The sequence below is a fragment of the Citrobacter sp. Cb041 genome, from assembly GCF_030336655.1.
GTDB classification, from domain to species: domain Bacteria; phylum Pseudomonadota; class Gammaproteobacteria; order Enterobacterales; family Enterobacteriaceae; genus Citrobacter; species Citrobacter braakii.
This window is the reverse complement of the sequence record NZ_JAOWDD010000042.1, coordinates 30,393-43,202: the sequence shown is the minus strand read 5'-3', so window position 1 is coordinate 43,202 and position 12,810 is coordinate 30,393. Positions and strand designations below refer to the sequence as shown.

17 protein-coding genes, 3 tRNA genes and 1 pseudogene are annotated in these 12,810 nt (G+C 49.7%); 6 read left to right on the top strand and 15 right to left on the bottom strand.

The features are described 5' to 3' along the window. Window positions 1–149: 149 nt before the first annotated feature. From arsC to OGV52_RS18905, 3 genes are read right to left on the bottom strand one after another with little or no spacing between them, the layout of a single operon-like run. Entirely contained in the window at window positions 150–575 is a 426-nt protein-coding gene (arsC, locus tag OGV52_RS18915; RefSeq protein ID WP_287108947.1) for a glutaredoxin-dependent arsenate reductase, read from the bottom strand. A 12-nt stretch (window positions 576–587) separates the two neighbouring features. After that, a complete protein-coding gene (locus OGV52_RS18910; protein ID WP_047502092.1) occupies window positions 588–1,877 on the bottom strand; it encodes an arsenic transporter in 1,290 nt (429 codons plus the stop codon). 44 nt (window positions 1,878–1,921) lie between these two features. Further along, entirely contained in the window at window positions 1,922–2,242 is a 321-nt protein-coding gene (locus OGV52_RS18905; RefSeq protein WP_049040547.1) for a transcriptional regulator, read from the bottom strand. A gap of 86 nt (window positions 2,243–2,328) precedes the next feature. Here OGV52_RS18905 and arsH point away from each other — a divergent pair, with 86 nt between their 5' ends. Further along, the gene (arsH, locus tag OGV52_RS18900; protein WP_016153469.1) at window positions 2,329–3,027 is read left to right on the top strand and encodes an arsenical resistance protein ArsH; all 699 of its coding nucleotides are present in this window, start codon (window positions 2,329–2,331) and stop codon (window positions 3,025–3,027) included. A gap of 46 nt (window positions 3,028–3,073) precedes the next feature. On the opposite strand, the pseudogene OGV52_RS18895 reads toward arsH, so the two are convergent. Continuing rightward, window positions 3,074–3,220 (bottom strand): annotated as a pseudogene (locus OGV52_RS18895) (IS30 family transposase); the annotation flags it as partial. A 131-nt stretch (window positions 3,221–3,351) separates the two neighbouring features. On the opposite strand from OGV52_RS18895, the gene OGV52_RS18890 reads away from it, so the two are divergent. Continuing rightward, the gene (locus OGV52_RS18890; protein ID WP_162835200.1) at window positions 3,352–3,522 is read left to right on the top strand and encodes a YnfU family zinc-binding protein; all 171 of its coding nucleotides are present in this window, start codon (window positions 3,352–3,354) and stop codon (window positions 3,520–3,522) included. A 393-nt stretch (window positions 3,523–3,915) separates the two neighbouring features. On the opposite strand, the gene cspA is transcribed toward OGV52_RS18890, so the two are convergent. Next, complete coding sequence (cspA, locus tag OGV52_RS18885) at window positions 3,916–4,131, bottom strand: RNA chaperone/antiterminator CspA (RefSeq protein ID WP_016153470.1); 216 nt, start codon at window positions 4,129–4,131, stop codon at window positions 3,916–3,918. A gap of 297 nt (window positions 4,132–4,428) precedes the next feature. Between cspA and cspH the strand changes: the two genes are divergently transcribed. Beyond that, window positions 4,429–4,641 carry a cold shock-like protein CspH gene (cspH, locus tag OGV52_RS18880; protein ID WP_049040548.1) on the top strand — a complete coding sequence of 71 codons (213 nt, stop codon included), beginning with the start codon at window positions 4,429–4,431 and terminating at the stop codon, window positions 4,639–4,641. A gap of 65 nt (window positions 4,642–4,706) precedes the next feature. Next, the gene (locus OGV52_RS23580; RefSeq protein WP_448839122.1) at window positions 4,707–4,796 is read left to right on the top strand and encodes a hypothetical protein; all 90 of its coding nucleotides are present in this window, start codon (window positions 4,707–4,709) and stop codon (window positions 4,794–4,796) included. Between the two features lie 258 nt (window positions 4,797–5,054). On the opposite strand, the gene OGV52_RS18875 is transcribed toward OGV52_RS23580, so the two are convergent. The 6 genes from OGV52_RS18875 to uvrY form a co-directional block, all read right to left on the bottom strand. After that, window positions 5,055–5,141 (bottom strand) — tRNA-Leu (locus OGV52_RS18875). Window positions 5,142–5,153: 12 nt separating this feature from the next. Next, window positions 5,154–5,227: transfer RNA gene (locus tag OGV52_RS18870), tRNA-Cys, on the bottom strand. Between the two features lie 51 nt (window positions 5,228–5,278). Then, window positions 5,279–5,354: transfer RNA gene (locus OGV52_RS18865), tRNA-Gly, on the bottom strand. A 151-nt stretch (window positions 5,355–5,505) separates the two neighbouring features. Next, window positions 5,506–6,054, bottom strand: a complete 549-nt coding sequence (gene pgsA / locus OGV52_RS18860; protein WP_016153472.1) for a CDP-diacylglycerol--glycerol-3-phosphate 3-phosphatidyltransferase — start codon at window positions 6,052–6,054, stop codon at window positions 5,506–5,508. A 55-nt stretch (window positions 6,055–6,109) separates the two neighbouring features. Next, a complete protein-coding gene (gene uvrC, locus OGV52_RS18855; RefSeq protein ID WP_016153473.1) occupies window positions 6,110–7,942 on the bottom strand; it encodes an excinuclease ABC subunit UvrC in 1,833 nt (610 codons plus the stop codon). Then, on the bottom strand, window positions 7,939–8,595 hold the full coding sequence (gene uvrY / locus OGV52_RS18850) for a UvrY/SirA/GacA family response regulator transcription factor (protein ID WP_006684079.1): 657 nt from the start codon (window positions 8,593–8,595) through the stop codon (window positions 7,939–7,941). Before uvrY ends, uvrC begins: the two co-directional genes overlap by 4 nt. Before the next feature lie 295 nt (window positions 8,596–8,890). On the opposite strand from uvrY, the gene OGV52_RS23575 reads away from it, so the two are divergent. Together OGV52_RS23575 and OGV52_RS18845 are read left to right on the top strand one after the other, a co-directional pair. Continuing rightward, entirely contained in the window at window positions 8,891–9,034 is a 144-nt protein-coding gene (locus OGV52_RS23575) for a hypothetical protein (RefSeq protein ID WP_428839379.1), read from the top strand. Window positions 9,035–9,053: 19 nt separating this feature from the next. After that, the gene (locus OGV52_RS18845) at window positions 9,054–9,278 is read left to right on the top strand and encodes a DUF2594 family protein (protein ID WP_016153474.1); all 225 of its coding nucleotides are present in this window, start codon (window positions 9,054–9,056) and stop codon (window positions 9,276–9,278) included. A gap of 66 nt (window positions 9,279–9,344) precedes the next feature. Here OGV52_RS18845 and sdiA read toward each other — a convergent pair whose 3' ends face one another. The 4 genes from sdiA to dcyD all read right to left on the bottom strand — a co-directional run bounded on the left by sdiA (window position 9,345) and on the right by dcyD (window position 12,724). Beyond that, on the bottom strand, window positions 9,345–10,067 hold the full coding sequence (gene sdiA / locus OGV52_RS18840) for a quorum-sensing transcriptional regulator SdiA (RefSeq protein WP_016156833.1): 723 nt from the start codon (window positions 10,065–10,067) through the stop codon (window positions 9,345–9,347). A gap of 231 nt (window positions 10,068–10,298) precedes the next feature. Then, complete coding sequence (gene tcyN / locus OGV52_RS18835; protein WP_003030477.1) at window positions 10,299–11,051, bottom strand: L-cystine ABC transporter ATP-binding protein TcyN; 753 nt, start codon at window positions 11,049–11,051, stop codon at window positions 10,299–10,301. Further along, entirely contained in the window at window positions 11,048–11,716 is a 669-nt protein-coding gene (gene tcyL, locus OGV52_RS18830; RefSeq protein ID WP_003030474.1) for a cystine ABC transporter permease, read from the bottom strand. The genes tcyN and tcyL overlap by 4 nt, the downstream gene beginning before the upstream one ends. 21 nt (window positions 11,717–11,737) lie before the next feature. Continuing rightward, window positions 11,738–12,724: a D-cysteine desulfhydrase gene (gene dcyD, locus OGV52_RS18825; protein WP_181547990.1), complete on the bottom strand. Its 987-nt coding sequence runs from the start codon at window positions 12,722–12,724 to the stop codon at window positions 11,738–11,740. Window positions 12,725–12,810 lie beyond the last annotated feature (86 nt).

Here is a 12,810-nt window from a genome sequence, read left to right as displayed (position 1 = left end):
ACAAATGCCTCTTCTGGCAAGTGGGCAGGCTAATGAACCTGTTTTGATACCCCCGCAAATCAGCTTCTCCAGTCGTGAACGAGGGTTATCAGCGAAGAGCAGGCACCGGTATGAAGTCAACAGGCACCCGATAATATTAAGCGGAAAGATTACTTAACCCGTTTCCCTGTTTCGTCAATGACCTTTTCGCCATCCTCTTTGGTAAAAAAGCCTTTCTGAGCTTCAGGTAAAATATCCAGCACAATTTCTGAGGGACGACAAAGACGCGTACCAAGCGGCGTCACAACAATCGGTCGATTAATCAGGATCGGATGCTGAATCATAAAATCGATCAACTGCTCATCAGAAAACTTATCCTCATCAAGACCCAATTGCTCATAAGGTTCAACGTTCTTGCGCAGCAATGCGCGTACTGAAATGCCCATATCTGAAATCAGTTTGGTCAGTTCATCACGAGTCGGGGGCGTATCGAGATAATAAATAATAGTTGGTTCGTTACCGCTGTTACGGATCATCTCCAGCGTGTTACGCGAGGTGCCACAGGCCGGGTTGTGATAGATGGTAATGTTGCTCATATCAGTATCTCATTACAAAGTGACAGAGAGCCGCCACGCCAGCGCGGCCAGCGTGACGAACAGCACGGGCAGAGTCATGATAATGCCGGTGCGGAAGTAATATCCCCAGGTGATGGTCATATTTTTCTGTGCCAACACATGAAGCCACAGCAGAGTTGCCAGACTGCCTATCGGGGTGATTTTAGGACCTAAATCGCAGCCAATCACATTGGCATAAATCATCGCCTCTTTGACGACGCCAGTCGCAGCACTCCCGTCTATGGACAATGCACCAATCAGCACCGTCGGCATATTGTTCATCACAGACGACAGGAAGGCAGTCAGGAAGCCGGTACCGAACGTGGCAGCCCATAAACCTTTGTCTGCCAGCATATTGAGTACAGCAGAAAGATACTCGGTGAGTCCTGCATTACGCAGGCCGTAGACGACCATATACATACCCAGCGAGAAAATCACGATCTGCCAGGGCGCCCCACGCAGCACTTTCCCGGTATTAATGGCGTGGCCACGCTTGGCTACCACGAACAGCACCGCAGCCCCAACTGCTGCTATCGCGCTTACAGGGATCCCCAGCGGCTCCAGAACAAAGAAACCGACCAGCAGGAACAGCAGAACAATCCAGCCCGCCCTGAACGTCGCCGGATCTTTAATCGCACTGGCAGGCATCTTGAGCAGTGAAACGTCATATCTGGCCGGGATATCGCGGCGGAAGAAGAGATGGAGCATGACCAGCGTGGCAGCAATGGCCGCCAGGTTTACAGGGACCATCACGGAGGCATACTGTGTAAAGCCCAGGCCGAAGAAATCCGCCGAGACAATATTGACCAGGTTAGAGACAATCAGCGGCAGGCTGGCAGTATCTGCGATAAATCCTGCAGCCATGACAAAGGCCAGCGTCGTCGCCTGGCTGAACCCCAGGGCGAGCAACATCGCAATCACAATCGGCGTCAGTATCAGTGCTGCACCGTCGTTAGCAAACAGCGCAGCAACAGCAGCGCCAAGCAGTATTATCCAGGTAAACAGCAGGCGACCACGCCCGTTACCCCAGCGGGAGACATGCAGCGCGGCCCATTCAAAGAAACCGGACTCATCAAGCAGCAGGCTGATGATAATCACCGCGATGAATGCCGCTGTTGCGTTCCAGACGATATTCCAGACTACGGGAATATCATCAATGTGGATGACCCCCGTCCCCAGTGCCAGTAAGGCTCCGATACTTGCGCTCCAGCCAATGCTGAGACCTCTGGGCTGCCAGATGACCAGGACCAGCGTCAGTATAAAAATACTCCCTGCCAAAAGCATTTTAGATTCCTTTATATATGATTATGTGAATATGACAAATTCTCTCAACAGGATGTGCAGGCTGATTTTTTCAGCCATTCACCCACATCTTTCCTCAGACACTGCCAGGACGTCGTGATCGTCTCAGCGGCCCACGCTGGCATGTGGGGAGACAGACGGTAGTGAATCCATTTGCCTTCCCGGCGGTCAAGCACCAGCTCTGCTTCACGCAGAATAGCCATGTGGCGAGAGATTTTAGGCTGTGATACAGAGGTCGCCGCGCATATATCGCATACGCACAGTTCGCCGGATTCCCGGAGAAGCATAACAATGGCGAGACGGGTTTCATCCGACAGGATTTTAAAAAGCTGAACTGGCTGTAGCATTTTTTACTCCGTTCCCTTTAGAATACATATATGATAAATCATATGTGTTGAATTTGAAATCACAGAACCTCCCGGAGGAGTAAAAAATGGAACACTTTCCTGCACTGAATGCTGATTGCTTCGATCAGCAGATTGCTGAACGCCTGCAGCTCCAGGAGCCGCCACGCATACTGATCCTGTATGGCTCGGTAAGAGAGCGTTCTTACAGTCGCTTTGCCGCAGAAGAAGCGGGACGCCTGCTGACGGCGATGGGAGCGGAAGTAAGACTGTTTAACCCCTCAGGTTTACCCCTGCCGGATGATGCCCCAGATACGCACCCAAAAGTCACCGAGCTGCGCGAGCTGGTCAGATGGTGTGATGGGATGGTGTGGAGTTCCCCGGAGCGGCATGGGGCAATGAGTGCGGTGATGAAGGCACAGATCGACTGGATACCCTTAAGCGAAGGGGCCGTTCGCCCTTCACAGGGAAAAACACTGGCGGTGATGCAGGTCTGCGGCGGGTCGCAATCTTTTAACGCCGTGAACCAGATGCGTATCCTTGGGCGCTGGATGAGGATGTTCACGATCCCTAACCAGTCCTCAGTAGCCAAAGCCTGGCAAGAATTCGATGAGAACGGGCGAATGAAACCTTCGTCCTGGTATGATCGTATCGTCGATGTCGCCGAGGAGTTGTTTAAAATCACGCTGCTGCTCAAGGGTCAAACCGATTACCTTGCCGATCGCTACAGCGAACGAAAAGAGAGCCATCAGGAGCTTTCATCCCGCGTCAATCAGGCGAAAATATAACGTCCTTTTTTACTGAGCTCAAAAACGTCCGCTTTTTGCTGTGCGTTCAACCGCTGGATGCAACAATGTTAATTCTTTGCTGGCTGCGAACCGATAAGCCAGCTCCTTTTAAAAAATACTGTCTGAGCAATCTGTTCGTATTTTCATTAGAACCACGCAGCCAGGGAGATTGAGGATTACAGAAATAAATTTGGGAAGCCGCCCTTATCATCAGGCTCTTTGCGATACCTTTTCTTTATATTTACATATCCAAAACATCATAAAGTTAAGATTTTTTGGACGAATTAGGGTATGGTTGAAGTTCATCCACTCAAGGAAAAGCCTATGTCAGAACGTAAAGACTCTAAATCACGCCGCAACTATCTTGTCAAATGCACCTGCCCAAACTGTACCCAACAATCTGAACACAGTTTTTCAAGAGTACAAAAAGGTTCTCTTTTAATCTGTCCTCATTGCAATAAAGTATTCCAGACAAACCAAAAAGAAGCAGCCTGAATCCGTTTTAGACTCTATTTCTGGAACAGAATCACCACCTCTGTATTTTAATATTTATCAAGCTACAGATAACAGAAAACCCGCTGGCTGCGGGTTTAGTATTTTCATATTAAAAAAATAAAAATTATGGTGATATCTGGGAAAAGCTATCCTCTTGCGTATGTTGTCGTGCAAAGCAAGTGGTTAGACTTTTCGTGCAGCGACCTACACGTAATCACAATGGTCAGCATACTTTCTCATGCAAAAGAGAGATGAAATATGCTGACCATTGCCCTGAATGCCGGATCAGTAACATTTCATCTCTACTGACCCAACAATACATTCATTGCTTTTGTCAGTATGTCTACTCAGGCTTTAGCCTTCTTCGTTATCGCATACAGACAAAAAAAGGATTTACTCTGTAATAACTACATTGCCAGCAACCGGACCTTTAGTACCATTCTCAATGGAGTAAGAGACTTTTTGCCCTTCAAACAAGGTGCGGAAATTATCGCTCTGGATAGCAGAAAAATGTACAAATAAATCTTTACTACCGTCAACAGGAGAAATAAAACCGAATCCCTTATCGGCATTAAACCATTTTACTAAACCATTCATCTTTTTTGACATTTTGTATTCCTTAATTTGGCCTTCCGGCGAACATGGTTTTATTACAGAAACTACTTAGTGCTTAGTGGGGAGACTCAAAGAAGGGATAAATATAAAACACCTGAAATGAGAACTGCTTTAGTAAACTACTTTGTATTTTGTCTGTTCTTCAAACCGACGCGACCATTAACGCACGGGCGTATATAATAATCAATGTTTATTTTAGCTATCCAGATCTCACGATTGCTGAAAAATATTTCTGGCATTATCCAGGGGTATGTGTATAGTGCAACACGTTATTAGCTTTAAGGAATTTTTTTGTCTCGTAAAATGACAGGAATTGTCAAAGCCTTTGACTGCAAGAGCGGTAAAGGCCTTATCTCCCCCTCCGATGGTCGCAAAGATGTACAGCTTCACATTTCAGCCTTAAGTCTCCGTGACTCAGAAGTACTCATCCCCGGATTACGCGTTGAGTTTTGTCGAATAAATGGTCTTCGAGGCCCCTCGGCTGCGAACGTTTATCTCTCATGACCTGTAGCCGCCCCTCCTGACTTCTGGAATCATAAAAAAGAATTTCAAAACAGGGAGAGTTTCATATGTATCAGAAAATCTATCTCAACGACTGGCTGACAGGCCTTAAGAGCTCATGCTGCACGCTGATAGTGACTATGCTTGTTTTCATCTAATCTGTTAGTTCACCGCATATTGATGGTGCAAATAGACCGGTAAGAGTTGCAATAGCGTTGGCGTATCTGTGTTGCGCCCGTCAGGGTGATATGCTGCGTTACACCCCAAATGCCTTTAATGCACAAAGGATGAAAGCCAGGGGATTTCTGATCTTGAAGGTTCGCTGCGCGAGAAGCAGGAAATTTCAGGCACAAAAAAACCACCCGTAGGTGGTTTCACGACACTGCTTATTGCTTTGATTATTCTTTTCTTTCCCATGGTACCCGGAGTGGGACTTGAACCCACACAGCGCGAACGCCGAGGGATTTTAAATCCCTTGTGTCTACCGATTCCACCATCCGGGCTCGGGAAGAAATTGGAGGCGCGTTCCGGAGTCGAACCGGACTAGACGGATTTGCAATCCGCTACATAACCGCTTTGCTAACGCGCCAAAATCTTCTGGCTTTTCAGCCGACATCCGCTATTGCCGATGTCTTTAATTTGGAGCGGGAAACGAGACTCGAACTCGCGACCCCGACCTTGGCAAGGTCGTGCTCTACCAACTGAGCTATTCCCGCATCACCAAGTAACTTTGTTAATCACTTGATTTTGTTATCGTCTGGCAATCAGCGCTGCCGTTCGATGCGTTGCATTCTACTTACCTGACGCAATGAGTCAACGATATTTTTCACCACTGACGATCGTTTGCTGAAATTTGCGCCGAAACGATCACTGTTCAAGCAAATCTCCCCACGCAGCGCTCAAATACTGGAACATTGACCACAACGTCAGTATCGCGGCGACGAAGAAAAGTGCGATCCCGGCGTACTCTACCCAAATATTTGGACGCCACAGCAGCCATGCGAGCGCGGCCATTTGCGAAGTGGTTTTCACTTTGCCGATCCAGGACACCGCCACACTGCTACGTTTACCCAGTTCAGCCATCCACTCACGCAGCGCAGAGATAATAATTTCACGCGCGATCATCGTGGCGGCAGGAAGCGTTACCCACCAGCTGTGATAGTGCTCGGTCACCAGCACCATCGCGATAGCCACCAGTACCTTATCAGCGACCGGATCGAGGAAGGCGCCAAAACGCGTACTTTGGTTCCAGCGACGCGCCAGATAGCCGTCAAACCAGTCGGTGACCGCCGCAATACAGAAGATCAGCGCACAAACGAAGGGAGCCCAGGTGAATGGCAGATAAAAAGCCAATACAAAGAATGGGATCAGGATGACGCGAAACAGCGTGAGCAACGTAGGGATATTAAATTGCATATGACGGATAACTATCTGTTGTCAGTAAAATTACCCCTATGTTGCTACAGAGGGCCTAATGTTTCAACGAGTAGAAGATCTTTTCTGCCAGAGCTTGCGAAATACCCGGCACTTTTGCAATTTCTTCAATACTCGCGTTACGAAGGCCTTGCAAACCGCCCATATATTTCAACAACATCTGCCGACGCTTCGGCCCGACACCTTCAATAGTCTCCAGCGTGCTGGTACTTTTCACCTTCGCCCGTTTTTTACGGTGCCCGCTAATCGCATGATCGTGAGATTCATCGCGGATATGCTGGATAACGTGCAAAGCTGGCGAATCCGGCGGAAGGCTAAAGCCCTCACCTTCCGGCTCAAAGAACAGCGTTTCCAGGCCAGCTTTACGATCGGCCCCTTTTGCCACACCCAACAAAAGCGGGTGCTGTTTGTCCCAGGGAACGTCCAGCTCAGCAAAAACGGCTTTCGCCTGCCCCAGTTGACCTTTCCCGCCATCGATCAATATGACGTCCGGAATCTTACTTTCTTCAATCGCCTTACCGTAGCGCCGACGGAGAACCTGATTCATTGCCGCATAATCATCACCCGGCGTAATACCCGTGATGTTATAGCGGCGATACTCGGCGCGCAGTGGTCCATTGGCATCGAATACCACGCAGGAGGCTACCGTCTGCTCGCCCATCGTGTGGCTGATATCAAAGCACTCCATGCGTTTCACTGCGGGTAACTTGAGTACTGATGCCAGCGCCGTCAGGCGTTGAGTAATGGTCGACTGCTGGGAAAGTTTTGTGGTTAACGCCACCGCCGCGTTGGTACGCGCCAGCTTCAGATACCGCGCGCGATCGCCTCGCGGTTTCGTCTGAACGTTGATCTTCCGCCCGGCCAGCTCAGACAGAGAGTCTGCCAGCAGGGTTTTATCGCTAAGATTAAAATCGAGCAGGATCTCACCGGGTAAGGTGCGCATCTGACTTCCCTGCAGATAAAACTGTCCGACAAAGGTTTCAACGACCTCGCCGAGTTCTGTTCCACCTGGTACTTTCGGGAAATAGCTACGACTGCCTAACACTTTACCCTGGCGAATAAACAGCACGTGCACACAGGCCATGCCAGCGTCAAACGCCACGCCGATGACGTCCAGATCGTCTCCGGTATTAGAGACAAACTGTTTTTCGGTCACGCGGCGTACGGCCTGAATTTGGTCACGAATGCGGGCAGCCTCTTCAAACTCGAGATTCTGGCTGGCTTTTTCCATCCGGGCGATCAGCTGCGTTAATACCTGATCGTCTTTCCCGGACAGGAACAGACGAACGTAATCAACCTGCTGCGCATACTCTTCCTCACTCACCAGGCCCGCCACACACGGACCGAGGCAGCGGCCAATCTGATATTGCAGACAGGGCCGCGAGCGATTGCGATAAACACTATTTTCGCACTGACGAATAGGGAAGATTTTCTGCAGCAACGCCAGCGTTTCGCGTACAGCGTAGCCGTTAGGAAACGGTCCAAAGTACTCGCCTTTGGCATGCTTGGCCCCGCGATGCATTGCCAGGCGAGGATGGGTATCGCCGCTGAGGAAAATAAAAGGATAGGATTTATCGTCGCGCAGCAAAACGTTATAACGCGGCTGATACAGCTTGATGTAGTTGTGCTCAAGCAATAACGCCTCGGTTTCGGTGTGCGTTACCGTGACATCAATCTGCTGTATTTGCGCGACCAGTGCTTCGGTCTTACGCGATGCGAGGTTGCTACGGAAGTAGCTGGAAAGCCTTTTTTTCAGGTCTTTCGCTTTCCCGACGTAGATGACCGTCCCGGCGTCATCATACATACGATAAACGCCGGGCTGACTGGTCACGGTTTTCAGGAACGCTTTGGCATCAAACTGATCGGTCACTGGCTTGTTAATGTCTCCGCATTACACAGGCCATGGCGAATTGCCAGGTGAGTCAGCTCAACATCGCCGTGAATGTTTAATTTACTGAACATTCGATAGCGATAGCTGTTCACCGTTTTAGGACTAAGATTCAGTTGCTCTGAGATCTCATTGACCTTCTGACCTTTGGTGATCATCAGCATAATCTGCAACTCACGTTCAGACAAACTGGCAAACGGGGTTTCCGTTTTCTCAGGCTCAATCTGGCTAAGCGCCATCTGCTGAGCGATATCGGAGGCAATATAACGTTGGCCAGAATAAACCGAACGAATCGCACTCACGACCTCCTGGGGCGCAGCCCCCTTACTGAGATAGCCCGCGGCTCCCGCCTGCATGACTTTTGCAGGTAACGGGTTTTCGGTATGGACAGTCAGCATGATCACTTTAATGTCAGCCGTTGAACGCGCAATTTTACGCGTTGCCTCAAGGCCACCAATACCGGGCATATTCATGTCCATCAGCACAACGTCAACGGAATTTGAGCGGCACCATTTTACCGCATCTTCACCGCAGCACGCCTCACCGACAACTTTAATGCCTTTTATATCTTCAAGAATGCGTCGTATCCCTGCGCGCACCAGTTCGTGGTCATCAACAAGAAAAACGTTGATCAAAGGAATATCTCCAGAATAGGGATAACGCTACCGATAGTTAATCGGTCCTATGTTAACGGGTTTTATCTCAACTTTGAAATGTAAAAATCGCCGTCTTTCGATTTTGCTCTCGTTTTTGGAAATTAGAAGGTACGACGAGTGGAAACTTTCTGTTATGGCAACCTTTTGCCACGGTTATATCTGCATAGCTGTTTCAGAATAGTGACAAAAAATTCATATTCGTCCGTTGAATGCAAAATAGGCAGCTAAAGTTGTAACAATAATTAACGAGTAAAATACTCGAAATAAACAACAGATGGAGAAAATATATGCAGTGCAACATGTTGTTTATTTTAATGTCCGCGACTTATGTTTGCGCAGAAAACAACCGCTGATATTTTTAGCCTCGCTTATGGTATACTCCGGCGCCTTAAGATTTGACATCGCACTTTTTCATTGAAACATAACGAGGAAAATAAATGAGTACGCCTGACTTTTCCACTGCTGAGAATAACCAGGAACTGGCCAACGAAGTCACCTGCCTGAAAGCCATGTTAACGCTGATGCTGCAGGCAATGGGCCAAGCCGATGCAGGGCGCGTGATTCTTAAAATGGAAAAACAGATCGCGCTGATTGAAGATCAATCACAGGCTGCGGTATTTTCCAGCACTGTTAAGCAAATTAAACAGGCCTACCGCCAGTAATAAGAACCCGGCTGACAGCGATGCTCTCAGCCGGGTTTGCGTCTGACACTCAGAACGATAATTTACTCAGATCAGCCCGGTTGCCGCGGCATAACAGGCGATCTGCGTTTTGTTGGGTGCATTAAATTTCTTTTGCATATTTTTCTGGTGAAAGTTAACGGTATTTTCAGAAATCGACAGAATTATCGCTATCTCTGAAGAGGTTTTCCCCTCTGCCGTCCATTTCAATATCTCTTTTTCCCGCTTGCTAAAGCGCATCTCTGGCGCCATGACCATGTCATCTTGCAGCCGCGTCAGTACCGACAAGCTTTCCCGCACCAGCAGTTGCATCCTGAGCTCTACCTCATCGTTTGCAAAGCGACTATTACGGACACTCGCACGCGATACCGATAAAAAACCCAACGCCCGATTAGGCAACATTAAGCATTGCGTCATCCCTTTACGTAAACCGTGATTGCGCGCGGCATCCCACAGGGGCTGTGCATCGCGAAATAAGGTATCGTTCCAGGGTAAATGCCCCTGACTGAAGTTTTCAGGCTTCAGCACCGGATCAATAGCGAAATAATTCTCGGACTGATAATGCGCCACCCATGCTTTGGGATAGGTCGTGTGAAGCGACGTTTTAGGTCGGGTAAAAGGTACGGGATGACGAACACAGAGCGCGTAAAAATCGAACTCTAAATGCTGCGTCTGTTGTTGTAATTCATTATAGACATCCTCTGCCGTCGCCATTTCCTGAAAGCGTAACAGCATACTCCGTCGCCAGGTGAAGAAATCATGACCCTGCATACTAAGTGGTAACACCCCTGAGATTGATAATCATCCAAACATATGAAACAAGCTAACACATAAATGTATTTTATATATGCAAATTATCGGACAAATGGTCAATTACTTGAGCATTACTCAACGACGGCAGGAAGTAACGGTATTGGGAGTTAATAATAAAGCAATAATTATAAATAGTTATGCGAACAGCACTCGCCAAAAAACAATTTCGACGAGTGCTGCATGCACTATTTATTGCATCAGAAACTTTTCAAGAAACTGACGGGTTCGCGGCTGCTGCGGATGCGTGAATAAGGATTTAGCTGGCCCCTGCTCCACTATCCGTCCTTGATCCATAAATATCGCCCGATCGGCAACGTCGCGCGCAAAGCTCATTTCATGCGTCACAATCACCATGGTGCGTTTTTCCTGCGCCAGTTGACGTATGGTATTAAGTACCTCGCCAACCAGTTCAGGATCAAGCGCGGAGGTAGGCTCATCAAACAGAATCACCTCGGGGCGCATCGCCAACGCCCGGGCAATCGCTACGCGCTGCTGCTGCCCGCCGGACAAACGCCGCGGATAGCTGGTTTCTTTACCAGCTAACCCGACTTTCGCCAGCAGTTCGCGCGCTCGGGCTGTCGCTTCGGCTTTCGGTTCGCCTTTAACAATCACCGGACCTTCAATAATGTTTTCCAGCACCGTGCGATGCGGGAACAAATTAAAGTTCTGGAACACAAAGCCCACGTGCTGGCGCAACTGACGAATCAGACCTTTCTGCTGAGTTAACGAACGCGCGGTATCAATGGTAATCTCACCCACCTTAATGGTGCCCGCCTCGGGTTGCTCCAGCAAATTAATGCTGCGCAGCAGCGTCGTTTTGCCCGAACCGCTCGGCCCGATAATCGCCACAACTTCACCGGGTTTGACGTCAAGATCGATCCCATGCAGCACCGTTTGCCCATGGAATTTTTTGACCAGGTTTCTGACTTCGATAGCACTCATTTCGGCTCTCTCTCCTGGCGATTCAGTTGCTCTTCAAAATAGTTTTGCAGTGCAGAAAGCACCGTCGCCATCACCCAATAAATCAACGAGGCTGCCAGATACATCGTGAATACCTCCAGCGTACGCGAGGTAATCAACTGCGCCTGACGGAACAGTTCCGGTACCTGAATAGTCGCGGCCAGAGAGGTGTCTTTCACCAGGCTGATAAAGCTGTTACTCAGCGGTGGGAGCGCAACCCGCGCAGCCTGCGGCAGGATTGCCCGGCGCATGGTTTGCCACCGCGTCATACCAATACTGGCACCCGCTTCCCACTGCCCTTTGTCGATGGAGGAGATTGCCGCACGCAGCGTTTCCGCTGCGTAGGCCGCCGTATTAAGCGATAAGCCAATCATCGCCGCCGGAATAGGATCAAGCTCAATACCAAACTGCGGCAGACCGTAATAGATCATGAACAGCTGGGCAATCAACGGCGTTCCGCGAAAGATAGAGATATAAAAGCGCGCCAGCCAGCGCACAGGCAGCAGCGGCGACAGACGCATCAGCGCCAGGATAAACCCCAGCACGAGGCCAAAGAACATCCCACCGATACTCAGTTGCAGCGTAAACACTGCGCCCTTGAGCAGATACGGCAGAGAATCAATCACCAGTTGGATACTTTCATGCATTAGCGTTTTTCTACCTGGTCGTTACACGTGAGGATGGTAGGCAAACAGCGCAGGTGCCCCACCAGTATGAATAAAGAGAATTGGCCCTTCATCTTTGAAGCGCTTCTGGCTGATGCCATCAATCAGACCCGCCATCGCCTTGCCGGTATACACCGGATCCAACAAAATGCCTTCCAGGCGCGCCAGCAGTTTTACCGCCTCCATGCCCTCTTCGTTTGGCGTACCGTAGCCCGGCGCATAATAATCGTCCCATAACAGGATTTCCGCTGAGGCCGGCAGTTCCAGCTCCCTGGCAATATCCTGCTGCAATGCAACAACTTTGGGCTTTTGATCCGCCACGCTGCGTGAGACGGTCACGCCGATGAGTTCGACGTCTGGCATCAATTGCTCCAGGCCCACGGCCAGTCCGGCATGGGTTCCCGCACTGCCCGAGGCCACCACTACGGAAGAGAGCGAAACGGCCCCTTCACACTGTTGGGCAATTTCCAGCGCACTTTCCACATAGCCCAGCGCACCCAGTGCATTGGAACCCCCAACCGGGATCACATACGGGCGGAACCCTTGCGCTTCAATCCGCGTCGCCAGATCCTGCAGCTGTGCATTAGGGTCGGTAAGCGCATCGCACATTTCAATCTGCGTATTAAACAGGTCCAACAGCAGACGGTTGCCATTGGTGAGATAGTTTTCGGCAGTGGTGCCTATCGGATTTTCCAACAGCGCCACGCAGTGCAGGCCAAGCTTAGCGGCGACCGCCGCCGTCTGACGAACGTGGTTAGACTGAATCGCACCCGCGGTTATCAGCGTATCCGCGCCTTCACGCAGCGCGTCTGCGGCCAGAAACTCCAGCTTACGCAGCTTATTGCCGCCCATAGCCATCGGCGTGACGTCATCGCGTTTAATGAAAATATCGCGCCCGAGGTAATCTGAGAGGCGCGGAAGATATTCGAGTGGCGTTGGCGCGCCAATAAATTCCAGACGTGGAAAGCGCGTTAAATTATGCAGCGGCATACAGCCTCCGGTATTCGTTGTTGTGATGTTCTTTTATTATGCACGTTCAGGCGCAATGAAATAAAAAAAGGCGCTGTTAAAGGCGC

Bases quoted from the DNA above. Each gene is read 5' to 3' on its own strand.
- arsC (WP_287108947.1), bottom strand. From the start codon at position 575: ATGAGCAACATTACCATCTATCACAACCCGGCCTGTGGCACCTCGCGT.
- OGV52_RS18910 (WP_047502092.1), bottom strand. From the start codon at position 1,877: ATGCTTTTGGCAGGGAGTATTTTTATACTGACGCTGGTCCTGGTCATC.
- OGV52_RS18905 (WP_049040547.1), bottom strand. From the start codon at position 2,242: ATGCTACAGCCAGTTCAGCTTTTTAAAATCCTGTCGGATGAAACCCGT.
- arsH (WP_016153469.1), top strand. From the start codon at position 2,329: ATGGAACACTTTCCTGCACTGAATGCTGATTGCTTCGATCAGCAGATT.
- OGV52_RS18890 (WP_162835200.1), top strand. From the start codon at position 3,352: ATGTCAGAACGTAAAGACTCTAAATCACGCCGCAACTATCTTGTCAAA.
- cspA (WP_016153470.1), bottom strand. From the start codon at position 4,131: ATGTCAAAAAAGATGAATGGTTTAGTAAAATGGTTTAATGCCGATAAG.
- OGV52_RS23580 (WP_448839122.1), top strand. From the start codon at position 4,707: ATGTATCAGAAAATCTATCTCAACGACTGGCTGACAGGCCTTAAGAGC.
- pgsA (WP_016153472.1), bottom strand. From the start codon at position 6,054: ATGCAATTTAATATCCCTACGTTGCTCACGCTGTTTCGCGTCATCCTG.
- OGV52_RS23575 (WP_428839379.1), top strand. From the start codon at position 8,891: ATGGAGAAAATATATGCAGTGCAACATGTTGTTTATTTTAATGTCCGC.
- OGV52_RS18845 (WP_016153474.1), top strand. From the start codon at position 9,054: ATGAGTACGCCTGACTTTTCCACTGCTGAGAATAACCAGGAACTGGCC.
- sdiA (WP_016156833.1), bottom strand. From the start codon at position 10,067: ATGCAGGGTCATGATTTCTTCACCTGGCGACGGAGTATGCTGTTACGC.
- tcyN (WP_003030477.1), bottom strand. From the start codon at position 11,051: ATGAGTGCTATCGAAGTCAGAAACCTGGTCAAAAAATTCCATGGGCAA.
- tcyL (WP_003030474.1), bottom strand. From the start codon at position 11,716: ATGCATGAAAGTATCCAACTGGTGATTGATTCTCTGCCGTATCTGCTC.
- dcyD (WP_181547990.1), bottom strand. From the start codon at position 12,724: ATGCCGCTGCATAATTTAACGCGCTTTCCACGTCTGGAATTTATTGGC.